Below are 25,000 nucleotides of genomic sequence, written 5' to 3'. Positions count from 1 at the left end.
GCGACCTTTTCACGTGCTCTCATGAGTCTGTCTCCTTGCTTGATTTGCGTGTTCTCATGCTCAAAGCCGAACGAGGCCACCGTCGGCCATAATCGTTTGACCGGTCACAAAAGCGCTATCGTCTCCGGCGAGAAAGAGCACCGTGCCGACGATGTCTTCTGCCGTGCCGGGACGTTTGATCACCTGGGTTCGCGCCAGTTCCTCGATGTGCTCCGGCTTGATATGCGCTTTCCCGCCTGTCGTTAGCGATGCGGTTGGACCGACTGCATTCACCGTGATGCCGTATTCGGCGACGTCGGTTGCGAGGCCTCGAGTGAAGCCGATCACACCGGCTTTGCTCGCTATGTAATGCGACAAGCCGGGGACAACGAGCGCGACCGAATTGGACGTGATGTTGACAATTCGTCCCCACTTGCGGTCCATCATCAACGGCAGGACTGCCTTGACCATCAGGAATTGCGAGTCGAGATTGATGCGTTGTACGCGTTGCCACAGCGCATAGTCGACCTGGGTGATCGGCACGTTCGGATAGATGCCGGCGTTGTTGACGAGAATGTCACACCGTCCGAAGTCTTTCCTGAGCAGGGCCTCGAGTCGGCCGGTCGTGTCCGGATCCGACACGTCGGCAATCAGGCCGACGCCGCGAGTGCCCGCATCTTCCACGGCCCGGATCGTCTCGTCCGAGGCGGCCAGATCGACCGCAACGATATCGACCCCTCGCTTCGCCAGACCAATGCTGATCGATTGGCCGAATCCCTGTGCGGCGCCTGTTATAACGGCCACTTTTCGGGTTGTAGTCATGAATGTTCCTTTGCCTGTTGGCACTGAAAAGAGGAGAGCAGGCCCCACGCATCGTGGGACCTCGGGAACAGAGCTAGGCGGCGGTTGCCTGCCTGACGGTACGCGACGGTTGCTTTGCCGCGTCGCAGCCGGCGAGATACCCCATCGTGATAATCGGACCGAGGGTCGCACCACCGGCCCAATAGCTGCCCGCTGACATCGCACCCGCGCAATTGCCTGCAGCGTAAAGTCCAGGGATTGCTGCGCCGTTGCGCGCCAGCACCTGGCCACGGGGATTGGTTCTCGGGCCGCCCTTGGTGTCGAGCGTGGCTGGGCAAAGCAGGGTGGCGAAATAGGGGCCCTGGCTTGCAATGGGCCACATGGTCTCGTTTTTATCGTTGCCCGGGCGGCCACCCATATTGAAGTAACGCTCGATGGCCGCCTCACCGCGATGGAAGTCCCCATCAGTACCAGCTTCGGCGAAGCGGTTAAAGCGCGCAATGCTGCCGGGCAGCGTCTCTGCGAAATGCGCGTCCAGATTCCATCCGCCCGTGTGTTCGGCATAACCGGCGAGACGCACGCGTAGCGCTTCAGTCAACTCTTCGAGTGTGTTGCCGCTCACAATATGCGACTGGTCACCGCCATCAGGCACAATCGGATTGCCGTACTTGACCCCTGAGTGATGGTGCTTTGTGGCGGCATCCCAGAGCATCACGAGAATCAGGTTCGGATATTCGGCACGTTGCGACTCCCACGTCCAGAATGCCGTGACCAGGTCCTGGTACGGTGATTTCTCGTTGACTACCCGGCGTCCAAACCGGTTAACGAAGATCATGCTGTCGCCCGGGATGCTGAAGGAGCAGGTCGCGTCTGGCCGATTCGCGATGGCGCGATCGAGCACCATCGGTGCGAGCCACGAACCATTCATGTTGACCAGGTCCGCTCCCAGCGCCTGGGCGATCGGAATGAAATCGCCAGTATTCGTCTTCGCTGCGCAGCCCCCAAATACCGGTCCTGGCAGTGAGTTCGTGCGCAATTCGACGTTGTGTGTGAAGCCGCCGCTCGCGAAAACCACCGCTTTGTGAGCGCGGACCGCGACCTCTCGCGTTCCCGTGCGCGCGATGACACCGACCACTTCGTCGTCTTCACTAATGACTGCCCGGGTGACGGCATGACCGGTGTGAAGTTCGACGCCGAGTGCCTTGGCTGCAGCGGCGAAAACCTTGATCATGTCCGCACCATCACCAACTTCGCCGGGCGCACCGCCGTACAGGTGGGGATAGATAATGCGCCCGAACGGTGCCTTGTTCTCCGGCATCTCAGCGTAGTAATCCGGCTGGACGTCCCATGGCACGGGCTCGAGTGCGCCCCACGAGGTAAGCTGCTCGATTGCGTCGCCTGCGTGATCGAAGAACGTTTCGATCATCGAGAACTCCCATTCGCTGAGTCCCAGATGCGGCTTGTCCGGGGCATAGCTGGCAGGGCGTGTCAGGCGTGCCATGTGACGCATCGCGTCGGGTTTGGGGTCGGTCCGTCCATCGCGGCGCATGAAATGATTATTGGGTGCCCAATAGGCTGCGGCAGCTTTCCCCGTGGTGCCGCCTATCTCCGCAGCTTTCTCCAACTGAATGACGGAGGCACCGTTTCTTCTGGCGCTTATGGCCGCGGAGAAGGCGCCAGCGCCGGAACCGACCACAACGACATCAGCCTGCATATCGAACTGGACGTCGGTTTCCCGGCATATCTCCGGGCTAAAGAGTTGATAGGCCATGTCTTCCTCCATTTTCGTATTGGTCCTGCGAGACTTCATGGCGCCCTCAGGCGCGATAAATCAAAACGGGTAGGGGGATTTGCGCGCGGATCGTGAGCCATTGCCACTCGTAAAACTGATCGGCATTGGTCAGCGTATTGCGGTTGTATCCGTTTCCAGATGCGCCAATGCCCCCGATTGGTCCATGGACCTCGTGCAGTACGGTTTGATCGTCGATGTGAACCATGCCAATACGCAGTCGGTCGGCGATGCGTTGCGCGCGCGAAAGATCTGCGCAGGCAATAGCGGCGACAAGTCCGAAACTCGTTTGATTAGCGAGGCGGACCGCTTCGTCGTCGTTGCGAAAGGTGGTGATGGGAGCGACGGGGCCGAATATCTCTTCATCGAAAACAGGCATGCCTGGTGCGACACCAGTCATGACGGTCGGTTCGAAAAAGAGACCGGTCCGCGATCCGCCGGTTAGAACGTTCGCGCCTTGCGATCGCGAATCGGCGACGATCCGCTGCGCATTAGCAGCCTGACGTTCATTCACGATGGGTCCGGGGCTCACGTCGTCCCTGAACGGGTCGCCGACGCGCAGTGCTTCCGCACGTCGCAGCAGCGCCGCGGTGTAAGCCTCTGCGACCCGATCGTGCACCAGATGCCGACCTGCACAGTCAGGCAGATCTGCCCCGGGTGGAAGAGCGATTCCTAGGCGCCGGCACTGGCGGCGGCCTCGACGTCGACATCGTCGAGCACGATGTAGGGACTGTTGCCGCCCAGTTCGAGCGAGACACGCTTGAGCAGACCACCAGCAATCGAGCCGATTTCGCGCCCGACGCGGGTGGCCCCCCGTAAAGCTGATCATGTGCACGAGCGGATCTTTGACCAGCGCTTGCCCTGTATCTGCACCGCCTGGTAGCACATGCAGAAGATTCTCAGGCAGCCCGGCCGCCTCGAACAATTGCGCGAACATGGCGCCACCACAAATCGGCGTTTGCGGATCGGGTTTCAGAATCACCGCGTTACCCATGGCCAATGCGGGCGCGATGGCTCTTGCCGCAAGCAGAAACGGTGAGTTCCAGGGTGTGATGACCCCGATCACGCCGATCGGAAGCCTGCGTGCAATGCTGTGACGTCCAACCTCGGCGCTCGCAGTCACGATGCCTTGAGGCTGGCTGCCTAGCGCGGCGGCCTCAAGAATCTCACGGGAAGTCATGTGAACCTCCCACTGCCCTTTAGGCCGGATGGAGCCGGTTTCGCACACGATTTGCTGCGAGATCTCTTCACCATGTTTCAGAATCAGTCGCGACGCTTCGCGCAAGATGTCGCCGCGTTGTCGGTCAGGCAGTGCCGCCCATTCGCGCTGCGCTACTTGAGCCAGCGCTGCCGCTGCTGCAACGTTGTCGGCTGATGCACTTCTGACCTCGCCGAGCATCTCTCCGGTGGCTTTCTCTGTGACAACGACCGTACCCGTCATGGCTTCGCGCCATCCACCGCTATATATCTTCCTGTCCCAAGGCGCTGGCGACGCAGGTTGTGCATTGCTCATGTCCCGCCTCCTGTTTCTGGTCATGCCGCACGACAAGAAAAGCACGTCCGACGGTTGCTAGCACTGGTGACATGACGCGATCATGCGCTCCGTCGTGGATACAGTCAATCATATGCGTAAATAATTTGACGAAATAGTCAGAATCAATTATGAGTCGGGTAATGACGGCAGTGATTACCTGCTCGCGCTTGCGCTGATATCAGTGATTGTTGGCAGCTTGCCCGACGGGGCATTCAAGCGTACGCACCTCGGCTCTTTCGCCTTGAGCAGGAATGGCTGCGACGAACGGTGATCACCGACATTGTCGGTAGAGCTTGAATGCGACATCCGGTGATTCGCAAGCAGTTCTATTCGTATGCAGCGCGTAATGGACTATACCGCCATCAGTTTCGTTGTGTCGCGGCTGATCTACAGGTTGTCGCTCTGGTTGGTCCATTGATACACGGCCTGCGGATCTGGTTACAACGCATCGAATATCAACAGAACGTCCATTCTGAATGGAGCGCCGACCCGATTGATTCAGGTAACCTGAGCGAATAGATTTGATCCCGCATGAACTGGCTTGTCACTAACAGGTTGAAGACCTGTGGCAGGCCCACCCTTGATCAAACTCTCTACTCAGGAGAACACGATGTCGAATACTCCCAGAACCTATGTCGTTACGGGTGCTGCTTCAGGGATCGGACGGGAAACGAAGCGGCTTCTGGAATCGCAAGGCGACCGCGTCATCTGCGCCGATATTCGCGATGCGGAGGTAATCGCCGATCTGGGCACGCCGGAAGGACGCGCCGCCCTGGTCGAGCAGGTGACGCAAATCAGCGGCGGTGCGATCGACGCCGTGCTGGCCATTGCGGGCGTGGATCTGGGCGGCCCCCCCACCGTGGCGGTCAACTACTACGGCGCGATTGCGACCTTGGAAGGACTGCGGCCTTTACTGTTGCGCTCCAATGCGCCGCGCGCCGTCGCTGTCTCGTCGATTACGTCGGTTCATCCGTTCAACGACCAGTTGCTGAATGCGTTGCTGGACGGCACGGAGGCCATCGCGCTCGAAAAGGCGCAGGAGGTGCCGTTCGTGTATGCCACGACCAAGCGTGCCTTATCGCGGTGGATCCGACGCAACGCGCTGAAGGCTGAATGGGCCGGCTCGAACATTCCACTGAACGCCATCGCACCCGGCCTCGTCAGGACGGAACTGCTCAAGCGGCTTTTCGACGATCCGGAGACCAAAAAGAGGATCAGCGCGGGTACGCCGATGCCGCTCAGCGGTCCGTATGAACCGGTCGCGGCGGCGGAACTGCTGGCGTGGCTCGCCAGCGAAAAAAACGGGCATATGACTGGCCAAACCATCTTTATCGATGGCGGCGCGGACGTGATGATCCGCGGTGACTCCGTCTGGTGATCGCGACAGGTCAGGGCTAGCGTGCGGCGGCCCGGGTTCTCGCCTTGACCTTGCCAGCCGTCGTGGCATCCTTTTCGTTCGCCCCTTCCAGCACCAGCTGCGCGGTTCGCGCGAAGTGCTCTTTCGGGAGCGTGCAAGCCTGATCGGCATCGCGCGCAAGAACGGCCCGCACGATGGCCTCCTGCTCCCTGGCAACATCACGACTCGGGGCATGGCGCGCACGGATGGACTGATGGCGGTACCGCGCGGTCTGAACCCGTAATGTCGCGGCGAACTGCTTGAGCCACTTCGACCGGCATCCGATAGAAGAGGAAAATTACGTGGAATGGCCGGAACAATGGCCGGCAGGTCGAGCCGATCCGTCGCTTCCAGGTTTCGCGGAAGCGACACGTACCGTTCATTTGTGTAGAATATTTGACGAACATGTAAATATGTGCTGGGCGCCTCGAGGCGACGGCCGCTGGCGGCAACCTCGGCGCTCCAGGTACAATTGGGGTAACAACAATGCGGTGAGGCGGATGCCTGGCCCGCCCGTCAACGGGAGTATTTTTGTGGCAAGGGTCAATGCAGATGCGCAAAAGGAGCAGATCTTGAACGCTGCGGCCAAACTCTTTATCGAAAAGGGTTTTGGCGGCGCGTCGATGCAGGAGATTGCGGAAGCCCTGGGGGTGACGCGCACTGCGGTCTACTACTACTTCAAGAACAAGGACGAGATTCTCACTGCGCTGGTGGAAGAAGTGACGCTGCGGGCGAAGCGGCTATCGAGCCGGGTCGCTGGCGAAGCCGATGCCGATCCGAGGGAGCGGCTGCGCGCATTGGTCCATCAGCATACGATGCTGATTCTGACTCATCACAACGAATTCCGGATCATCGACCGGACCGAGCAGCAGTTGCCCGACCGGGCTTACCGTGCCAATGAAGACGCCAAGCGGACCGTGCTGAACAACTTCACTGCGGCGATCAAGGCGGGTGTGCAGGCCGGTGTGTTCCGTGTGGTCGACGCAAAAGTCACAGCGTTCACCATGATCGGCATGTGCAGCTGGCCGGCCTTCTGGTACAAACCTGACGGCGCGAAAAGCGCAGCGGAGATCGCGGATACGACCGCCGAACTTGCAGTGCAATCGGTGATCCGTCCAACCAAACGCCAGTTGAAGGGCGCGGGCGACGTATCCGAAGCCTTGGCCTTGCTGCGCGAAGATCTGGGCCATCTGTCCCTGATGATCGAAAAATCGCCGAAGTCCGGCTAGAATTTTTTTGCCGCGTATTTGACATTGACGTCAAAAAACATATAATGACGTCAAATGACGGAGGCAACCCCATGAACAATATGTCAACCGGTGCCGTCAGCGAGCGTACTCACGCCCTGACGATCGACTGGTTCCCCGAGCCGCTGCCAGCGGCTACCCAGCAGACCAGCGTCAGCCTGCGTACCGAAGATGGTGCGGCGACGTCGGGCATCCTGTACCGCGGAGCGTCGGCCCGCACGGTCGTGTGTCTGATGCATCCCCGCGAGAATTTCACGTTTCATTACATGATTCCGAGTCTGCTGCGAGCCGGTGTGTCGGTTTGGGCACAGGCGGCGCGCTCGGTAGGCAACGATCTGCGGCTCGAACACGAACTGGCGCTGCACGACGTCGCCGCGGGGCTGCGGTATCTGCGCGATTCTGGGTTCGAACGTATCGTCCTGCTTGGCAATTCAGGCGGCTCGGGCTTATACAGCCTCTATCACCAGCAGGCAACGCTACCGGGGGCGGATCGGACTTCCCGTACTCCGGGCGGGCGGCCAACGCACCTTGCAACGGCCACCATGCCCGAGGCCGACGGAATGATCTACCTGGCGCCGCACCAGGGCCAGGGGCGTCTGTTACTGGGGTGTATCGATCCGTCCGTGACGGATGAGACAGATCCGCTGTCGGTCGATGAGAGTCTGAATCCGTTCAACCCAGCGAACGGCTATTCGCGTGAGGCGGGGGCAACGCGTTACAGCGCGGAATTTGCGACGCGTTACCGGCAGGCACAGCGTGACCGGGTGGCCCGGCTGGACCAGATTGCCCGCGCACAGATCGCTGCGCGCCAGGAGGCGCGTCAGGCGGTGAAGGAAAAACGTGCGACGCCTCGCCAGAAGATCGAGGCGAACCACACGCCGATCATCACCGTATGGCGTACCGACGCCGATTTGCGTTGCCTCGACCAGACGCTCGATCCTTCGGACCGCCATGCCGGCTCGCTGTGGTCGCAGAACCCGGTCATATCGAACTATGGATCGGTTGGATTTGGACGGCTGTGTTCGCCGGAGTCGTGGCTATCGACATGGTCGGGCCTCTCCTCGAATGCAGCCCTCGAGCTCACCGCGCCGGCGCTCGACGTGCCGACGCTGCTCGTCGAATACACCGGCGACCAGACCACGTTTCCGCTAGCGATCGAGGAGATCTTCGCGCACATCGGCGCGGTCGATAAAACGCATCTGCGGGTTCGCGGCGACCACCATGGCAGGCCGCTCACGCCGGATGAAGAGGCTGGCCGCTACGTCGCCGGACGTCTGATCGGAGAATGGCTAAGGGATCGCTCTTTCATCTAGGCAAGGAGTTAAATCATGACTGAATCACCAGCGCTCCGCTTCAGCGGCGTCGACCACACGGCACGGCCCACGTGGAAGTTGCGCGAGACCGTCGAGTTCTATCGCGACACACTGGGTTTGCCGCTCGTTCATACCATTTCGGCGCGCGGCTGGGGGCCGGAAACTCATCCGGACTTCCTGCACTTCTTCTTCGATAGCGGGAACGGCAGCACGATCGCGTTTTTCTACTATCTGGGCGACGCCAAGCCAGCAGAGCGGCCGCTGATGCCGCCGACGCCGGACGACCACGTATTTGACGCGACGCACACCGCGTGGCTCGCGGACAGCGCGGAGCAATTGCAGGCGTGGAAGGACATGCTGGAGTCGAAAGGTGTCGAAGTATCGTCGACCACCCAGCACGAAGTGATCGAATCGATTTACTTCCGCGACCCTAATGGCTACTTCATCGAGATCACGGTCAAGCTGCGCCCGTTGCAATTGCTGGATGCACAAGACGCGGCCTGGACGTTGCAGGCGGCCATGGATGCCGAGGCGGCAACGAGCCAGCAGGCGCACGCGGTGCACAAGATCGATACTGTCTGGCGCGAAAAGGGAAAACTGCTGTGTGGGGAGTTCGGTATTACAGGCGACAGCCCAGGGATCTTCATCCCCGCGCTGGATGAATTCGCGAGCGTCGTGGAGGCAGCGCAGCAAAGCGCGGAATACAAGGTGTCGCAACCGTCGCCGGGATATTTCCTGATCGAAGGCAAGACGGCGCTCGAGTTCCGGCGTAAGGAACTGGGGCTGAAACCCGCCGTATGGTACGGGCTGTTCACGGGCGGGCTGCGCGGACGAATCGACGCATTCGACAAGGATCGTGTGCGCGTCGTTGCGGCATAACGGAAGGCTGACTGGAGAAGACAGAAATGGCTGGAATCCATTTTCGTATGGACGGCGTCGCGTACTGCGACCCGTCCGGTGCGCAGCTGTACCTCAGTGCCGGCGCGTGGATCGACAGGACGTTTGGCGAAGCCCTGGCGGAAACCGCGCGGCGTCTGCCGGACAAGCTCGCTTTGATCAGTGACGAACGAAGCATCACATTTCGCGAGCTGGATGAACTGAGCGACAGGCTTGCGGCGGCGTTGGTTCGTCTCGGTCTTGAACGCGGCGCTCGCGCGATGTTCCAGATGGGCACGACGATCGACACGGCGCTCGCGCTGTGCGCCTGCTACAAGAGCGGCGTTGTGCCGGTGTGCTCGCTTCCGCAGTACCGTGAAGTCGAGATCGGAAAACTGGCCGACCTGGCGCAGCCGCAGGCGTATTTTGTGCAAGCCGATCTGGGGCGGTTCGACCTGGTCGAATTCGCGCAGACGATGTGCCGTGAGCATCCGTCGTTCAGGCATCTGATCGTCGCGCGTGGGGAAGCGCCGGCCGGCGCGCAGTCGATGTCCAGGCTCGCCGATTCGATTTCTCTGAGCGAAGCAAAAGCGGTTCTGGCCGATGTGCGGATCGGTTCCGAAGATGTGTTGAGCTTTCAGCTTTCCGGCGGTACGACAGGCGTGCCGAAGATCATTCCGCGCTTTCACGCGGAGTATCTCGGGCATTCGATCGCATGGTCGAAGCACGTGGACGCCGGCGAGCACGCCACGCTGATCTGGTCATTACCTTTGTTGCACAACGCGGCGCATCTGTATGCACTGGTCCCGACGATCGCGATGGGACAGACCACGGTGCTGATGCCAAACGTGGACGTGGTCCGCATGGCCGAGTTGATCGAACAACATCGGGTGACCCATGCGGTTTCGATCGGCCCGGTCGCGCCGCAAATCATGGCGAATCCGCAGGTGCTCAAGCACGACTTTTCTTCGCTGAAGCTGTTTTTCTGCCTGACCCGCGCGGACAACCTGCAGTCGTATATCGGGGTGCCTTGCTCGAACATGTTTGGCACCACAGAGGGCCTGTTGATCGGCTCCGGCGCATCTGTGAACGAGTACGCCCGTCATCATACCCACGGACGGTCCGGTTGCGAACACGACGAACTGGTCCTGCTCGACCCGGAAAGCGAAACACCGGTTCCAGCGGGTCAGACTGGCGAGCTGTGTTTTCGCGGCCCGTCCAGCCTTCGCGGATATTACAACGCTCCCGAGGCGAACGCATCGGCGTTCACGAGCGGCGGCTTCTTTCGCACGGGCGACATGATGCGAGCGCACGTGGTTGACGGCGCGACGTACTTCTCGTTCGAAGGCCGCTTGCGCGACAACATCAATCGCGGTGGCGAAAAGATCGGTGCAGAAGAAGTCGAGGCCTTTTTGAGTCACCACCCGGCTGTGCTGGACGCCAAGCTGGTCGCCATGCCCGATCCGCTCTACGGCGAAAAGGGTTGCGCATTCCTGATTCTGCGGCCGGGCCAACCGGTACCGACGATTCCGGAGATGATCGATTTCCTGAGTTCGAAAGGGCTCGCAAAATTCAAATGTCCGGAACGCATCGAGGTGGTGGACGAGTTTCCGGTGACGCGCGTCGGCAAGGTCGACAAACCGGCAATGCGGCGGGTGATCGCGAGCATGCTCGAAGCGGAGTCCACCGCGAGCGCAGCACCTTCCAGGCAGGAGCACTGAGATGAGCAAGACCTTTTACCGGATCGGCCAGATTGTGCCGAGTTCGAACACAACGATGGAAACGGAAGTACCCGCGCTGCTGCGCAGCCGCGAAGCCGTCGCGCCCGAGCGCTTCACCTTTCACTCCAGCCGTATGCGGATGCACAAGGTGACGAAGGAAGAACTTGTCGCGATGAACAGAGAAGGGTTGCGTTGCGCTGCGGAACTGGCGGACGCGCGCATGGATGTCATGAGCACGGCCTGCCTCGTGGCGATCATGGCAATGGGGCCGGGCTACCACCGGACCGTCGAAAAGGAACTCGAAGGGGTGGTCCGCGAGAACCATTGCGACGCCGCAGTGATGACCTCGGCCGGCGCGCTGATCGAAGGTTTGCATATCATGGGTGCGCGCAGGATTTCGTTAATGGCGCCCTATATGAAGCCGTTGACCAGGCTGGTGGTGGAGTACATCGAAAGTGAAGGCATTGAGGTCGTCGACGCGCTGTCGTTCGAGATTCCGGATAACCTCGACGTGGGTCGGCGCGATCCGATGCAATTGATCGAAGACGTCAGGAAGCTGAACATCTCGAACGTCGATGTTGTCGTGGCGTCCGCGTGTGTGCAGATGCAATCGCTTCCGGCAATTGAAGCGATTCAGTCGGCCATCGGCATTCCCGTGACCTCGACAGCGGTATGTACGACGCGCCGCATGCTCGACAAACTCGGGCTCGACGCCAGGATTCCCGGCGGCGGAGCGCTTCTGACCGCGCAGTTCGCCAGCAGTCTTTCCAGCGCGGCGGCCTGAGATGAGCGCGCTCCAGGGGTTCGATACCGGTCCGTCGGAATGGTTGGTCAGCGGGCGGCCATTTGTCGTGCGACGCCAGGTCAGGTGGGGAGAGTGCGATCCGGCCGGCGTCGTCTACACGGTTAATTTCAGCGAGTACGCGGTGGCGGTCGCTAACCGGTTTTATGCGTACCTGCTGGGCGGCCCGGTTGAGGCCGCGAAGGACGATAACGGTTTCGGTACGCCGATAAAGGCATTGAGCTTTGTGTTCAACAGGAGCTTGCGCCCGGATGAGTTCTTTGACATGTGCGTCACCGTGACCGGAGTGCGCGAGCGCTCGTTCGATCTGTCGGTCGAAGCGACCGACATGTCAGGCGCGAGCGTATTTTCGGCGAAGCTCAGCCCGATCTGCATTGCACGTTCCGAGCGGCGCTCCATACCGATTCCGCCGGTGTTCAGGGCGAAGTTGCAGGAAGTAGCCGCCGTCGCGGCAGAACAGGCGTCGTAGAGGAGAGAGACATGAAAATCGACATTGTAGGTGGCGGCCCTGGAGGATTGTTTCTGTCCTACCTCGTCAAGAAGCGCTTCCCGGCATGGACGGTCCGCGTGTTCGAGCAGAACGACGCTGATGCGACTTATGGATGGGGTGTCGTCTTTTCGGATGTCGCGCTCAAGTTTCTCGAAGAGGCGGATCGCGCATTCTTCAAACGGTTTACCGCCGAACACGTGCGTTCCGATCACATGGAGGTCGTGCATCGCGGCGTACATGTGCCGATCGACGGCCACTCGTTTTCGAGGGTTTCACGCATCGCCCTGCTGAAGTTCCTGCATGCGGAATGCCGTGCGGCGGACGTCGAGTTGCTGTTCAACACCCGCGTCGACGATGTAACCGCGCTGCACGGCGCGGACCTCGTGGTGGTGTCGGACGGTGTCAACAGCCGGAGTCGCAGCCAGCTTGCCGACGTCTTCAAGCCGTCGTTCGTGCAACGCCGCAATAAGTTCGCATGGTACGGCACGGCCCAGCTGATCTCCGCTGTTTCACTGATTTTCCGCGCAACGCAGCATGGCGTTTTCATCGCGCACAGCTATCAGTACAGTGCAGGGAAGAGCACGTTCCTGATCGAAACGGATCCGCAAACCTGGCAGCGCGCGGGATTCGACCAGATGAGCGATGAGCAAAGCCGGGCATTGTGCGGGCGCATCTTCGCGGATGATCTGGGCGGACATCCGTTGTTGTCCAACAAATCGAGCTGGTTTGAAGCAGTGACCGTGAAGAATGAGAAGTGGCATGACGGAAACATTGTATTGCTCGGCGATGCGCTCCGGTCCGTGCACTTCTCGCTAGGTTCCGGAACGCGGATGGCGATGGAGGACGCGATCGCGCTCTGTAACGGACTCGTCCTGCACCAGAAGGATCTCGGCGCTGTATTTGACTACTTTGAGACAACGCGCCGGCCCGTGTCCGATCGCTTTCAGGACGCTGCTGCGAAAAGTCTCGACTGGTACGAGAACGTGGCGGACCAGATGCATCTCGAGCCGATCGACTTTGCGTACAGTTATATGCGCCGAACTGGCCGGGTGACGCACGATGATTTGCGCCAGCGCGCTCCCGGGTTCGCACGGCAGTATGAGCTGATTCATGGCGAGCCGGTAAGCTGAAGCGGATCTTCGCACCGTAAAAATTTGCTCCAAGTTTGACGAAATAGTCAAATTAGAGTCAATTACGAATGTTTCTCTGGTAGGCATGCGCTGATGGCTCAATCAGTTACCAGCAGAACAAGCATAAGCGCGCAACGTTCGGATCTGGAGAAAATCATGGCACTGCCGGCAGGAGAACCCGTCGCTTCGGTATTCGACTCGCGACCAATCGGATTCCTCCAGTGGGTTGCGTTAGCGATTTGCGGGATGTGCATGGTTATCGACGGATTCGACGTGCAGGCCATGGCCTATGCGGCGCCGGCGCTGATCAGGGCGTGGGGCGTGGACCGCTCCGTACTCGGTCCTGTGTTTAGCGCGGGCCTGCTTGGCATGTTCGTCGGTTCGCTCGCGCTGGCAGGCCTGGCGGACCGTTTCGGACGTCGTCCGATGCTGATTGCGGCGACCCTGTGGGTAGCACTCTGGATGGTGTTGACGCCGTTTTCGGCAACGATCAATCAACTGATTGGCATCCGCTTTGGAGCTGGCGTGGGTATGGGCGTGATCATCCCGAACGCGATGGCACTTGCCAGTGAATATAGCCAGGCACGCGTCAGGATGACGTTGATGATGATCGTCTCATCGGGCTATGTCGTGGGAGGCGTGGTTGGCGGCGCGGTGGCCGGGCTCGTCATCGGACCCTACGGGTGGGGGGGTGTGTTCTACGCCGGAGCCTTGCTGACTGCGCTGCTTGGCTTCACGATGGTGTTCGTGCTGCCGGAGTCGCTTCAATACTATTTACTCCATCAGCCTGGCAAGCCGAGGACATGGCAGTTGCTTCAGCGCCTCGCACCGGGTGCAGCGATGCCGGGCGAGGCGGTTGCGTCGCACATCGACGAGCGACGCACAAGGCACGAACAACGGACACGGACTGCGCTGTTTGGCGACGGCCGCACGATGGTTACGCCGCTGCTGTGGGCCGCCAATTTTGGCAACATGCTGTGCGCCTATTTTCTCGCGGCGTGGATCCCCGTCCTGATGAGCAAATCCGTCGGTTCAGCTGAAGGCGCAGTGATGGCTGGCACGATCTTGTGGATCGGCGGCCTGGCCGGCAATGCGTTGCTCGGCACACTGATCGACAGGTGGGGCTTTGCGGCGGTATTGCTGATCAACTTCGTCGTCGGCGGCCTGGCGATTGCCGGCATCAGCCTGTTCCATGCCGCGCCCCATGCAGCCATGCTGTTTGTCGCGCTCGCTGGATTTTGCGTGCTGGGTGGCCAGTCCGGCCTGAACGCGCTGGCCGTAACGCTGTATCCGACTCAGTCGCGTGCCACCGGCGCCGGCTGGGCACTTGGGGTCGGCCGTCTGGGTGCGGTGCTGGGCCCGCTTGCCGGCGGCCATTTGATGGCAATCGCCTGGACGGCGGACCAGACGCTGCTCGTGTCCGCGATTCCCGCTGCGTGTGCAGCAGCGGCGATCGGCGCGCTGGGCTTGCTCTTTCGCCGGCGTATCGAGGCGCGGTCGGTATGCGTTCCCTGCACCGGCGATCAGCAGGATCAATCTGGACTGCCTGACGGGGCAGCGTAATAAAAATTCACAAAGGCGCGTTCCTGAATCACCGAACGTGTACGCGTTTCTATCCGCCCCTATTTGACATGTGAGGTATTGCTTTGAATACAGGCACTTCTTTCGCTGCGACGCTCGGCCGGATCCTGATGAGTTCGCTATTCCTGATGAGCGGGTTCGGCAAGCTGGTCGATCCAGTCGGCACCAAGGCCTATATTGCGTCCAGGGCGTTGCCGTGGCCGGATGGCGCCTTTGTCGTGGCTGTCATCATCGAGATTGGCTTCGGTACAGCGCTCGCGCTTGGTTATCGCACCCGTATCGTGGCACTCGTCATGGCTGTGTTCACATTGGCCACGGCGTTGACCTTCCACGACAACTATGCCGACCCGAAGCAATTGATCAGTTTCATGAAAAACATCGCGATTATCGGCGGATTTTTGCAAGTGATGGTGCTGGGCGCCGGCTCCGCGAGTCTGGATGCATGGTTAGCGGCACGTAAGCAGCGGGTTCCGGCGCGCGTATGACGATGCAGCCTGTCACCGGATTCCCGTCGGGCCAAGCCGGGTGCCTGGCAAGCGGCAGGACGAACTGCACAGAGCGTACGAGCAAACGGGGACTCTTCATGAGGAAGTCAGATGAACAAGCTAGCCAGACCCCTGCGTGTTCAGATCGATAAGCGGCTAACCCCGGTCCCGGCGACGCCGGTCCGGGTCACCCGGCTCAGGGCAGGTCCCGGCGGAACACGGTGCGTGCGTGTCGACGCGTTGCGCAGAGAAGGCGCAGTCGCATTGCTCTTCTTCAGGCACGATGATGGGGCGTGGCGCGTTTTCCCACCGGATGTGCAGCGCCCTGCGATGCGGGTGTATGTTCGCGCCGCATGAGGTTGCGTCATGAACATCCTGCGGAACATGAAAATATTCGTGCGTGTGGCCGAAACCGAAAGTTTCACGACGGCCGCGCATCAGTTGGGTCTTAACACGGGGCAGGCGTCTCGCGCCGTCGCCGAACTCGAGACTCACCTGCGCACGCGGCTGTTCAACCGCACGACTCGCCGGGTCGTGCTCACGGACGCGGGTGGTCGCTATGTGCAGCGGTGTCGCGAGATTCTGGCACTGGTCGATGTATCCGAAGCCGAAGCCGGCGCGGCGAAAACTTCACCTAGTGGCGTTCTGAGAATTCATGCGCCGTCGAGTTTCGGCGAAATCTTTGTCGTTCCGGCACTCGCGCAGTACCTGGAGTCGAATCCTTTCGTACGGGGTGAACTCACTCTGTCGCAAAGCGTGCCTGATCTGCTGGAGGACGGATTCGACGTCTCCCTGCGAGTGACAGACACACAGTTGCCGGATTCCGCGCTGGTGTCGATGAAAATCTGCCAGATGCCGAATGTGCTTTGCGCGTCGCCACGGTACCTTGAGCGAAGAGGGCTTCCCGGGCAAATATCGGATTTGCGCCGGCATGCATGTGCGCAACTCGTCACACCCTATTCATCGTCGAGTCTCTGGAAACTCGCAGGCCCGGAACAGGGCAACGAGATTGGGTTGCCGCCCGCGAACCTGAGAGTCAATTCGGCCGGCGCGCTGGCGGTGGCGTTGACCGAAGGGGCGGGCATTGGATCGTTGCCGCTGATTACCGCGTTGCCGCTGCTGCGCAGCGGCGCACTGGTCCGTGTATTGCCCGAATACACATTGCCGAGCGTCACGATTTACGCAGTCTATGCGTCTCGCGAGTATCTCGATGCAAAGATCAGGACGTGGGTCGCATTCCTGCGCGACTACGTCGCGCAGGCGATCTCTGCCGATTACGCTGAAGCCGGCTTGAGCGACGCCTTGTGCCAGGCGACCTCCTGACGCTGCACGCACTTTGCCGGACATTCCCATGCTTCATCGGGTAGGGCACTTTGGATATCGTTGGTGCGCGCAACCGACGCCGGATCGGCGGTTTGCGTTCAGGCTCAGGAGACGTTGCGAGCGGCGACCTTGAGCAGGCGCGAACCCGTATAGCTGCCGATATAAAGCGCGTCGCCGACCGCCAGTGCTACCGAAGCACCACCCTGTAACAGTCCGGCATCACCGTGAAATAGCGGCGTTGTGCGGAAGGTTGCCGGATCGAGCCTCGCGACCGAGAATGCCAGCTCGTCCTGGCAAGGACCGCCTGCTGCTTCGGTACGTTCGCGCCAGTCATCCAGATCGTCGATGCCGGCTACGATCAGGTCACCGTGGCTGTCCACCGTCAGGTTGTCCGCCTGAAACGGCAGGTTGGCGATGCGGGTGATGCGCAGCGCGCGGCGGTCGTATTCGAGCACTTCACCGCTGATCCAGGCGGCGAACCAGACGAAACGACCGTCTGCGCTGAGCTGTACGCCGTTATTGAGTGCGGCTTCGCTGCCGGGCAGACGTTTCCAGCCAGTTTGAGTCTGCCATTCGGCGACATAGCCGCATTTGGCTCCGCTGAACATGTAGGCCATCGGATCGCGTTCGCCGACCAGTTCGTGGTCCAGCATCACCGTCGTGATGAAGCCGCCCTCGGGGGTGGCAACGACATCGTTGAGCAGGCCGCCCTTGAATACCACCGCGCCTCGCCACACCGCCTCGTAACCGTTACCTTCGCGCAACAGTTCGAACATCTCGACGGATTCACGCCCAGCATGGTTCACCGCCAGAAGCTGGGTGCGCCCGTCCGGACGCTTCGACACGTGCAGGCCCTGGGTCCCGAACTCGGTTGGCGGTTCGCAGGCGGGGTCACCCCAGCCCGCCTCCGGTTGCCGGTGGATCTTCACGGGCCTCGTGCGATCGTTCGCCAGGTCGACCAGCATCAGTGCCGGGCCCGTCGGATTGACGAAATCGGGTGGCAGTGCGCTGACCAGCAGATGCGTGCCGTCTGGCGTCAACACGATGTCCTCGGGACCCGTGAAGCCGTGGATATGGGTGTGCGTTGTAGTCATCGAAATTGCTCCTGTTGACTCAGGTATCCTGAAGATGCTTTCGTGTTGCGTGCTGCAAGGAATTCCGCGCGGCTGGAATAGACACCGTAAATCGCCAGCTTGAGCAGCATTGCGGCAAGCGCCAGAGCGGCGAACGCGATTCCGCATCCGATCGCTCCCGGCATGCCGAGATGTCTGATCGCAACGCCTCCCGCGAAGGAGCCGCCCACGACGCCAAGGTTGGCGGCGGTCAGATACAGGCTGGTGGCGAAACTGTGGGCGTCGCGTGAGACCGAGCGCAGCCACATCTGGCTGGCGACCAGGCCACACGCGTGGATACCACCCCACATCAGCGCGATCGGTGCCATCGCGGGCATCCAGTTGCGAGCGAGCCCGAAGAGGATCAGGTAGATAGTGCCCAGCGCAAGCGGTTGCAGAAGGACGACCTTAACCAGATGGGAATCGAGCAGTTTGCCGATCAGCAGGTTCGCGGACACGCCGCCGATCCCCAGGATGAGGAGCGCGAGGCTGACATGCGGGTCACTCAGGCCGACCTGATGCTTCAGATACTCGGCCGCATAGCCGTAGACGGAGAAGAGCGCCGTGAAGATGAGCACGACGGCCGCGATATTCATCCATAGCGCAGGCTTGCGCAGAATCGACAACTGCTCGCCGTAGCCCGGCGGCGTGACTTTTGGCGTTGGCGGCAACATGACGAGCAGGCCGAGTCCCGCGACGGCGCATACCGCGGCGCAGAACAGAAAGGCATTCTGGTAGTTCGTCGCGGAAGCAATGCCGCTCATCATCGGTACGCCCACGACCAGCCCTAGCGTCGTGCCGATCACGGCTCGCGACACTGCGTGACCGGTCTGCTCCGGTGGATATAGCGAGGTCGCCGTTTCAAGCGCGGCCGCATAAAACATCGGGTGAAAGAGCGCGGCAAACATCCGCAGCGCGAGGATCCAGTTGAACACGTGAACGAGGGCCGACAGAAGGCTGCATCCGGCGAACACCGCGAGGGAGACGACCAGTACCTTCTTGCGCGAGAGCCGCGAAGAGAAGAGCACAAGAGCTGGCCCGAAAATCGCCACTGTCAGCGCGAACAATCCGGTGAGCTGACCGGCCCGGGCGACCGTCACGTGGAAACTCTCGATGAGCGCCGGCAGGATGCCGATTACGCCGAACTCGAGCGTGTACAGCCCAAACAGTCCGAGAACGACAAAGGGCATTGCGCGTGCGGGTCTCATGGCTGATGCTTCCGAACGGTGGCTCATGCGGGCACCGAGGTAGTCTGGTGCGCGACCAGTCGCCATGTGCCGTCCTCAAGACGCCAGACCACCGTGAAGAGCGAATGCAGATCACGTTCGATACCTCGAACCGTCGCTTTCATAGTGACGTCGCCGGTTGCGATGAATGCCCGGTCATTCAGTGATGTGACGGTTTCAATGCGGCTGGAGGCGCTACGATAGATCACGGTACCCGTGCGGATCGTGTCGAGGTACGGTTCCTTGCTGTCTTTGAGGCCGCTCGAATGAATGAACTGCAAATCGTCGGAAAGCAGGCCGGCCAGCGCTTCCGTATCTGCATTCAGCATCAGTTCCCAGCGTTTCGCTTCGTGTTCGGAAGCAAGTTCGAAAAGAGGTTGTCCGGTGACCATGATGAATTCCTGTTCCAGGTTGCGTCGGCCAGTCGGCTGACGTGATAGAAGGCGTGAGCGACAAGTGCACGCAAGGCGCCGGTCTGGGCCTGATCGATTGCAATACGGGCCCAGGGGGTCTTTCACGCGTCTTCGCTCAATGCTTGTGACGGGTTCAACGGTACCGGCTTTTCAGGCGGGAATTAAGTAGGTTACAGTTCCCGGCAGAGCGGACAAACCGTCCGGAAAAATGGGTCGACAAATATGGACAGCCTTGCTCTCAACATCTTCGTTCAGGCCGCCGATACGCGCAGCTTCGTCGCCGCCGGCCGGATTCTGGGTATCTCCGCTTCGGGCATTGGCAAAAGCGTAACGCGGCTCGAACAAAGTCTTGGTGTCAGGCTGTTCCATCGCAGCACGCGTAGCGTCACCCTGACTGCGGAGGGCGAGATGCTGCTCGAGCGCGCACGGCGGATACTCGCTGAGGTCGATGCCGCGCAGGCAGAATTGTCGGCGGTCAGCGAGGTTCCGAAAGGGCGATTGCGAATCGGCTTGCCGATGGTCGGCGAGCCTTTTCTTTCGGTGCTGGCTGAATTTCGCCGGCGCTATCCGGATGTCCAGCTCGATCTCGAGTTCGACAATCGCAAAGCCGACGTCATCGAGGAGGGCTATGACGCCGTCGTGCGTAGCGGTGGCGTCGAAGATTCCCGTTTGACCGCACGCTGGCTTGGCCGCTTCCGGATGCTGCTGGTCGGTTCGCCGGCTTACCTTTCACGTCGCGGAAAGCCGCAGCATCCGAGGGAACTCTCCCAGCACGATTGCATCCAGTTCCGCATGTATAACACGGGGAAATTGCAGGTCTGGCAACTTCGACGCGATGTCGAGCCACCCGAACAGGAACTGCAGTTGCCGCCGACGATCACGTGCAATACCAATGAGGCGCGCCTGCGCTTCGCGCTCGAAGGGCTCGGCATCGCGTATGTTTCGGAATTCCTGGTACGCAACGCACTCGCTACCGGGCAGCTGGTTACGGTGCTGGACGAATACACGACCGAGCAAAACACCTTTCAGCTGTTGTGGCCATCTGGCCGGCACGTGACGCCAAAGCTGCGCGCGTTCATCGATTTCGTCAGCGAACATGTGCCGCTCGACAGGACACGGCCGTGACCGCTCCGAGCCGGCCGTCGACGGGTTGATCCTACTGGACCACCTCAACCTCCTCGGGTCGATGCGAGGGAAAATGCGGTATCACGTGAGAGCCGATCTCATCGAGAATATCCTCAGCAGGCCGAAGCGTGGGCTTCAGGTTGAGCACGATATGGGAGATGCCGGCCAGTTGCTGGCTTTGCCAGAACTCGATCAGCGCATGCCGGCCGCCGCGCAACACCCGGCCGTGCTGGATTGGGGCGTCAGGGTCACGGTCGAGATCGAACCAGGTGCCGTACCCGTAAGGTTTGAAGCCGTGGGTCGCAGTGACGTCACGCCATTGCGGAATGATGTCAGTCATGCGCCTGGCGTCCGAGCCATGCCATATCCAGGCGTCCATGTTCGCGCCGAGCCATGGCAATTCCTGCCCCGCACGGCCGATCGCGATGGTTGGAAGACGCGACGCTGCCGGTTTGGGAACGAGATCGAGAGAGCCGTCGAGACGGCCGTAACGCCTGGACTCGTGCAGCGGGAACGGCTGCTCGGTCACCGTGCGGATAATGTCGAGCGCCTCCCGATAGCGCTCAGCCCGTGTATGAAACCCAATGCCAAATGCCGGATATTCGGCACTGCGATCTCCTGAGGCAAGACCCAGCAGAAACCTTCCGCCGAACAGCTGATCCGCGCTTGCCGTCTGCTTGGCGACGATAAGCGGATCACGAAGCGGTGCAACGATGCGGGCAGTACCGATAGCAATATTGCGCGTCACTGCGGCGAGCCAACCCGCGTAGACCATGTGGTCCAGGATTTGCGCAACATCGCCAGACTGGGGATCGTAAAACGGAACGTCCCGAAGCCATAGTGCTGAAATACCAACGTCGTCGACGAGGCGAACCATCGCAGCATGATTGGCGAGCGTGGGGGCTGGGCCATGGGGATACCCCTCGAGCGGCGCGACGAAGCCCAATGTCAGGCGACCTTGCGAAAAGGTACGGGAGAAAGCCCGATGGCCAGTCAACTGGGCAGGCGTGGACGAATGGCCTGTCATGCGTTTCTCTGTCTGGATCGGGGTCGCGCACGGATGGCGTCGCCGATTTCAGCAGCAGTGCTTCGCATATGGCGAGGATTGCTGGTGCTGAGCGTTGAAACGGCTGCGACGATCCTTCGTTGCGATCGATGCGAAGGTCCGTATGGAATCCGCGACCTGCCCAGCTATCCGGATCAGGTCTGGGGAGCCGCCTCGGTTCCAGCCACAGGCTTCCAGTTCGCGAGCGGAGTCAGATAGTGCAGTTCGAACCTGCGCTCGGTGAAAGCCCAGCGCCCGTCGCGACGCTCGAACCGGTCGTGATAGAGGCCACTGATCTGAACCGGGCCGAGCTCCACGTGAGTCACCAGCGCGTGGAGTGCCACCTGACCCGTGGCGCCATCGCCGTCAATGTCGATCAGGGGGTTGGCCATCCAGTGGTGCATATATGGCATCTGTTGCCAGTTCTTGTGAGCCGATTCAATGATGGCCTCGATCCCGGTGTAGTTGCCAAATGCATCACCCAGCAACAGACTTGCATCGCTATGCCATATGCTGCGTAGTAGCGCTTCGTCCCGATTGTCGAATGCCTGGTTATAGGCAGCGCTGAGACGTTCCAGGGCGAAGCGGCTTTCCAATGCGTCGAGCCGTTCGACGATATTTTGCGTGTTCATGGTGGTTTTCCTTGAAAGATCAGAAGTCAGTGGACAAGGTCAGGTCGCGCCATGCGGCGGTTTCCGCGGCGACGGCCGCCAGTTTCTCTTCGACCACTTTCAGCGCATCCGCGCCGGCGACGAAGCGGAAGGGGGGCGCTGGATTGTCGGCCAGCTTGACCAGCGCGCTGCCGAGCTTGTCGGGGTCACCGACCTGCTGATGGTTGCGGGATTCGAAGACGGCTTTGGCTTTGACCCAGAAGTCCGCGTAGTCCTCCAGTTCCTTGCCGCCGTACCTGAGCGTCTGATTGTCGAGAAAGTTTGTGCGGAACGCACCGGGTTCGACAACGCTCACCTTGATGTTGAACGGGGCAACCTCCAGCGCGAGCGATTCGGAGAAGCCTTCGATGGCGAACTTGGACGCCGAGTACATCGACGCACCCGAAACGCCTTTGAAGCCCCCATTGGACGACATATTGATTACATGGCCCTCGCGCTGACGACGCATGACAGGTAACACCGCACGCGTGACGTTCAGCGTGCCGAAAACATTCGTCGCGAATTGGCGCTCGACAGCTTCGGGCCCGATGGTCTCGAAGGGACCGAACTGTCCGTAACCCGCGTTGTTGACCAGTACGTCGATCCGTCCAAAACGGGTGAGCGCGGACGCGACGCCGGCTTCGGCTTCGTGGCTTTCGCGGATATCGAGGCGCGCCGTCAGAACCTGATCGCCATACGGGCCATACAGCTCGCTGAGCCGTTCCGCGTCGAGATCGCTTGCAACGACCTGATGACCGGCAGCAAGCGCGGCTTTCGCGATTGCTGCTCCAAGACCGCTGCCACTGCCGGTAACAAACCAGACCTTGCTCATGCTGTCATCTCCTGCTCGATCCATGACTGCGCCGAGGTATGCACAGGACTCCAGCCGAGGTCCCTGCGTGCACGTTTCGCCCGCACGCGGCTGTTCGTTCCAAAGGTGTAATGGGTATGCATTTCGCCCCAGTGCGGAACGGCTTCTTCCGCGCTCCACGACTGAACGGGGCCCATCCCCATCCGCTTCGCGATCGATGCCCCGATTTCCGCGAATGAAGCCTCGCCGTTCTCGATGAAGTAATAGGCTCCGGCGGGCGAGTTACGCAAGGCGAGGAGATAGAGTTCAGCGAGATCGTCGACGTGCACGTTGGACCAACGGTTCACACCTTCACCGACGATTCGCACAGCCCCGGACTTGCGGGCGTGCTCGACCAGAAAGGGAATCTGGAAACTGCCTTTCGTCAGGCCGGAGCCGGTGCCGTAGATGTTGCTCGGGCACATGACGATGGCGCGAATGCCATGCTCCTTCGCAGCGAGAATACGCAGTTCGTTGTCGCGGCGTGGCTGCTTGAAGGGCAACACGACGAAGGGCGTATCTTCGTCGTAGACCTTCGCGGAAACGGCGTTGCCGCGCGCATCGTCTGCAATGACACTCGACCCGCTCGTATGGATGAAGGGCTTGTTCGAATCCTTCAAGCCCTCCAGCAATGCGTCGATTGCACCTTCGTGGTCGCTGTCGGCGGCGTTGATCACGCCTTCGGAGCGCGACGCCTCCTGCACCAGCAACTCGTAGTCGTCGAGATTACCCAGGACCGGCTGGATTTGCATGGCACGAAGACCTTCTGCCTTTTCGCGGTCACGTACCAGTCCGCGTACCTCGTATCCCGCCTCCACAAGACGGCGCGCAACGGTTCCACCGACAAAGCCGCTCGCCCCAGTGATAAAAATAGTCATATCGATATTCCTCATAAAAAAAAGATGTTTAACGAAAAAAAGCGCCACCATTGATATCCAGTATGGCGCCGGTGATGTAGCCCGCGGCCGGAGAGCAGAGGAATGCAAAGGGCCATGCCACCTCATCGCACGTCCCCTTTCGCGGGATAGGCTGCCCCTCGGCAGGCTGGTATTTCACGGCTGCCACCATCGGTGTGTCGATCACGCCCGGAGCGACCGCATTGACGCGGATATGCTCGCCGCCCCGTTTGGCTAGCCAGCGCACGAGCGTATGGATGGCGCCTTTCGAGAGGGCGTACTGCGGTGGCGTGGAAGCAAAGAACCCGCCGTCAAGCGCGGCAATCGAACCGGTCAATACGAAAGCGCCATGCTGTCGTTCCTGCATGCCAGGTAGCAGTGCACGAACGAAATTCACCGGTCCGAGCACGTTGATATCCATGATGTTGCGGAACGAGTCGTTCCAGCTGGCCGATTCCCAGTCGTCGTACGGATTGGCGCCGGCGTTCAGAACCGCCGCGTCGACTGGCCCGATGCTTCGGCACACCTGTTCGACAGCGGCGCGGTCGCTAACGTCGCAAACATAACTGCTGGTGGATACGCCCGCGTCGGACAACTCCCGGACGAGTGCGTCCATCGGTTGCCGATCCACGAGGATGGGCTGCGCGCCTAGCGTGGCACATGCTCTTGCAACGGCCGAACCGATACCTCCTGCTGCACCTGTAATCAGGATCCGCTGACCGTCAAGGCGGAAAAGATTGTTCATTGTGAAACTCCGTGGCTATGTGACGAGCGGTGGATTACCAGGTTTCCGGAGAAAGGATTGTGTGATGCGCGAGCAATCGCCAGACACCACCTTCGCGGCGCCAGGCGGTGGAGAGGACGCAACGAATCTGCTTGCGCACGCCTGCGACAGTCGCGTCGATATCACCGTAGCCATATGTCGTGAAAGCATCGTCGCCCGATGAGGTGACACGTTCTATCCGTCTTTGCACACTGTGATAGGCAAACACGCCCTTGCCAAACTTGTTGAGGTAGCTGGCCTTGTTGTCGACGACTCCGCTTGAGTGCACGAACACGAATTCATCAGAAAGGAGAGGCGTCAACGCCGTTGAGTCGTTCTCCAGCGTCGCAGCCCAATGCTGACGCTCCAGTTTGTTCGCCAGGGTTTCAAGATCTGTTCTGCTAAGTGCTGTCATGTTCGACTCGTCGGCAATTTTCAAAAAAGAGGGCGTTG

Annotated in this window: 26 protein-coding genes and 1 pseudogene; 12 read left to right on the top strand and 15 right to left on the bottom strand. The window is 60.5% G+C overall.

Annotation, left to right across the window (positions count from 1 at the left end; genetic code table 11):
* Positions 1 to 60: 60 nt before the first annotated feature.
* The 5 genes and pseudogenes from B0G76_RS12510 to B0G76_RS43710 form a co-directional block, all read right to left on the bottom strand.
* Entirely contained in the window at positions 61 to 801 is a 741-nt protein-coding gene (locus B0G76_RS12510; protein WP_120292526.1) for an SDR family NAD(P)-dependent oxidoreductase, read from the bottom strand.
* 73 nt (positions 802 to 874) lie between these two features.
* Entirely contained in the window at positions 875 to 2,590 is a 1,716-nt protein-coding gene (locus tag B0G76_RS12505) for an FAD-dependent oxidoreductase (RefSeq protein WP_120292524.1), read from the bottom strand.
* 7 nt (positions 2,591 to 2,597) lie between these two features.
* Positions 2,598 to 3,188, bottom strand: a complete 591-nt coding sequence (locus tag B0G76_RS43720; RefSeq protein ID WP_409076754.1) for an aldehyde dehydrogenase family protein — start codon at positions 3,186 to 3,188, stop codon at positions 2,598 to 2,600.
* 53 nt (positions 3,189 to 3,241) lie between these two features.
* Entirely contained in the window at positions 3,242 to 3,337 is a 96-nt protein-coding gene (locus tag B0G76_RS43715; protein ID WP_259460823.1) for an aldehyde dehydrogenase family protein, read from the bottom strand.
* 109 nt (positions 3,338 to 3,446) lie between these two features.
* A pseudogene (locus B0G76_RS43710) lies at positions 3,447 to 3,968 on the bottom strand (aldehyde dehydrogenase family protein); the annotation flags it as partial.
* Between the two features lie 745 nt (positions 3,969 to 4,713).
* Here B0G76_RS43710 and B0G76_RS12490 point away from each other — a divergent pair.
* Entirely contained in the window at positions 4,714 to 5,481 is a 768-nt protein-coding gene (locus B0G76_RS12490; RefSeq protein ID WP_120292520.1) for an SDR family oxidoreductase, read from the top strand.
* 16 nt (positions 5,482 to 5,497) lie between these two features.
* On the opposite strand, the gene B0G76_RS12485 is transcribed toward B0G76_RS12490, so the two are convergent.
* Positions 5,498 to 5,785, bottom strand: coding sequence for an FCD domain-containing protein (locus tag B0G76_RS12485; protein WP_120292518.1), 288 nt, complete (start codon positions 5,783 to 5,785; stop codon positions 5,498 to 5,500).
* A 286-nt stretch (positions 5,786 to 6,071) separates the two neighbouring features.
* On the opposite strand from B0G76_RS12485, the gene B0G76_RS12480 reads away from it, so the two are divergent.
* From B0G76_RS12480 to B0G76_RS12430, 10 genes are all read left to right on the top strand, one after another.
* The gene (locus B0G76_RS12480) at positions 6,072 to 6,728 is read left to right on the top strand and encodes a TetR/AcrR family transcriptional regulator (protein WP_183082034.1); all 657 of its coding nucleotides are present in this window, start codon (positions 6,072 to 6,074) and stop codon (positions 6,726 to 6,728) included.
* A gap of 71 nt (positions 6,729 to 6,799) precedes the next feature.
* Positions 6,800 to 8,059 (top strand): alpha/beta hydrolase, encoded by a 1,260-nt coding sequence (locus tag B0G76_RS12475; RefSeq protein ID WP_120296333.1) that lies wholly within the window; start codon positions 6,800 to 6,802, stop codon positions 8,057 to 8,059.
* Positions 8,060 to 8,074: 15 nt separating this feature from the next.
* Positions 8,075 to 8,938: a VOC family protein gene (locus B0G76_RS12470; protein ID WP_120292514.1), complete on the top strand. Its 864-nt coding sequence runs from the start codon at positions 8,075 to 8,077 to the stop codon at positions 8,936 to 8,938.
* 26 nt (positions 8,939 to 8,964) lie between these two features.
* Entirely contained in the window at positions 8,965 to 10,656 is a 1,692-nt protein-coding gene (locus B0G76_RS12465; protein ID WP_120292512.1) for an AMP-binding protein, read from the top strand.
* A gap of 1 nt (position 10,657) precedes the next feature.
* Positions 10,658 to 11,440, top strand: coding sequence for an Asp/Glu racemase (locus tag B0G76_RS12460; RefSeq protein WP_120292511.1), 783 nt, complete (start codon positions 10,658 to 10,660; stop codon positions 11,438 to 11,440).
* A 1-nt stretch (position 11,441) separates the two neighbouring features.
* Positions 11,442 to 11,927, top strand: coding sequence for a thioesterase family protein (locus B0G76_RS12455; RefSeq protein ID WP_120292509.1), 486 nt, complete (start codon positions 11,442 to 11,444; stop codon positions 11,925 to 11,927).
* An 11-nt stretch (positions 11,928 to 11,938) separates the two neighbouring features.
* Complete coding sequence (locus B0G76_RS12450) at positions 11,939 to 13,078, top strand: FAD-dependent monooxygenase (RefSeq protein WP_120292507.1); 1,140 nt, start codon at positions 11,939 to 11,941, stop codon at positions 13,076 to 13,078.
* A gap of 156 nt (positions 13,079 to 13,234) precedes the next feature.
* Positions 13,235 to 14,641 (top strand): MFS transporter, encoded by a 1,407-nt coding sequence (locus B0G76_RS12445; protein WP_120292505.1) that lies wholly within the window; start codon positions 13,235 to 13,237, stop codon positions 14,639 to 14,641.
* A gap of 83 nt (positions 14,642 to 14,724) precedes the next feature.
* Positions 14,725 to 15,144 (top strand): DoxX family protein, encoded by a 420-nt coding sequence (locus B0G76_RS12440; RefSeq protein WP_120292503.1) that lies wholly within the window; start codon positions 14,725 to 14,727, stop codon positions 15,142 to 15,144.
* Between the two features lie 366 nt (positions 15,145 to 15,510).
* The gene (locus B0G76_RS12430; RefSeq protein WP_120292499.1) at positions 15,511 to 16,467 is read left to right on the top strand and encodes a LysR family transcriptional regulator; all 957 of its coding nucleotides are present in this window, start codon (positions 15,511 to 15,513) and stop codon (positions 16,465 to 16,467) included.
* 104 nt (positions 16,468 to 16,571) lie between these two features.
* Here the strand turns inward: B0G76_RS12430 and B0G76_RS12425 are convergent, their stop codons facing one another.
* The 3 genes from B0G76_RS12425 to B0G76_RS12415 are packed head-to-tail and all read right to left on the bottom strand — an operon-like array spanning position 16,572 to position 19,197.
* The gene (locus tag B0G76_RS12425) at positions 16,572 to 17,561 is read right to left on the bottom strand and encodes a hypothetical protein (RefSeq protein ID WP_120292497.1); all 990 of its coding nucleotides are present in this window, start codon (positions 17,559 to 17,561) and stop codon (positions 16,572 to 16,574) included.
* The gene (locus B0G76_RS12420) at positions 17,558 to 18,787 is read right to left on the bottom strand and encodes an MFS transporter (protein WP_120292495.1); all 1,230 of its coding nucleotides are present in this window, start codon (positions 18,785 to 18,787) and stop codon (positions 17,558 to 17,560) included. Before B0G76_RS12420 ends, B0G76_RS12425 begins: the two co-directional genes overlap by 4 nt.
* A 23-nt stretch (positions 18,788 to 18,810) precedes the next feature.
* The gene (locus B0G76_RS12415; RefSeq protein WP_120292493.1) at positions 18,811 to 19,197 is read right to left on the bottom strand and encodes a nuclear transport factor 2 family protein; all 387 of its coding nucleotides are present in this window, start codon (positions 19,195 to 19,197) and stop codon (positions 18,811 to 18,813) included.
* Between the two features lie 243 nt (positions 19,198 to 19,440).
* Between B0G76_RS12415 and B0G76_RS12410 the strand changes: the two genes are divergently transcribed.
* A complete protein-coding gene (locus tag B0G76_RS12410; RefSeq protein WP_120292491.1) occupies positions 19,441 to 20,343 on the top strand; it encodes a LysR family transcriptional regulator in 903 nt (300 codons plus the stop codon).
* Between the two features lie 31 nt (positions 20,344 to 20,374).
* Here B0G76_RS12410 and B0G76_RS12405 read toward each other — a convergent pair whose 3' ends face one another.
* The 6 genes from B0G76_RS12405 to B0G76_RS12380 all read right to left on the bottom strand — a co-directional run bounded on the left by B0G76_RS12405 (position 20,375) and on the right by B0G76_RS12380 (position 24,962).
* Positions 20,375 to 21,370, bottom strand: a complete 996-nt coding sequence (locus tag B0G76_RS12405; protein WP_120292489.1) for an LLM class oxidoreductase — start codon at positions 21,368 to 21,370, stop codon at positions 20,375 to 20,377.
* Between the two features lie 173 nt (positions 21,371 to 21,543).
* The gene (locus B0G76_RS12400; protein ID WP_120292487.1) at positions 21,544 to 22,020 is read right to left on the bottom strand and encodes a nuclear transport factor 2 family protein; all 477 of its coding nucleotides are present in this window, start codon (positions 22,018 to 22,020) and stop codon (positions 21,544 to 21,546) included.
* Positions 22,021 to 22,039: 19 nt separating this feature from the next.
* Positions 22,040 to 22,870: an SDR family oxidoreductase gene (locus B0G76_RS12395; RefSeq protein ID WP_120292485.1), complete on the bottom strand. Its 831-nt coding sequence runs from the start codon at positions 22,868 to 22,870 to the stop codon at positions 22,040 to 22,042.
* Complete coding sequence (locus tag B0G76_RS12390; RefSeq protein ID WP_120292483.1) at positions 22,867 to 23,766, bottom strand: NAD-dependent epimerase/dehydratase family protein; 900 nt, start codon at positions 23,764 to 23,766, stop codon at positions 22,867 to 22,869. Before B0G76_RS12390 ends, B0G76_RS12395 begins: the two co-directional genes overlap by 4 nt.
* Positions 23,767 to 23,794: 28 nt before the next feature.
* Positions 23,795 to 24,529, bottom strand: coding sequence for an SDR family NAD(P)-dependent oxidoreductase (locus tag B0G76_RS12385; protein ID WP_120292481.1), 735 nt, complete (start codon positions 24,527 to 24,529; stop codon positions 23,795 to 23,797).
* Positions 24,530 to 24,563: 34 nt separating this feature from the next.
* A complete protein-coding gene (locus B0G76_RS12380; protein WP_147394036.1) occupies positions 24,564 to 24,962 on the bottom strand; it encodes a nuclear transport factor 2 family protein in 399 nt (132 codons plus the stop codon).
* Positions 24,963 to 25,000 lie beyond the last annotated feature (38 nt).

Origin of the sequence: Paraburkholderia sp. BL23I1N1, from assembly GCF_003610295.1 — a bacterium.
Taxonomy (GTDB): Bacteria; Pseudomonadota; Gammaproteobacteria; order Burkholderiales; family Burkholderiaceae; genus Paraburkholderia.
Note: the sequence above shows the minus strand (reverse complement) of the source record. Positions and strands in the feature narration are given on the sequence as shown.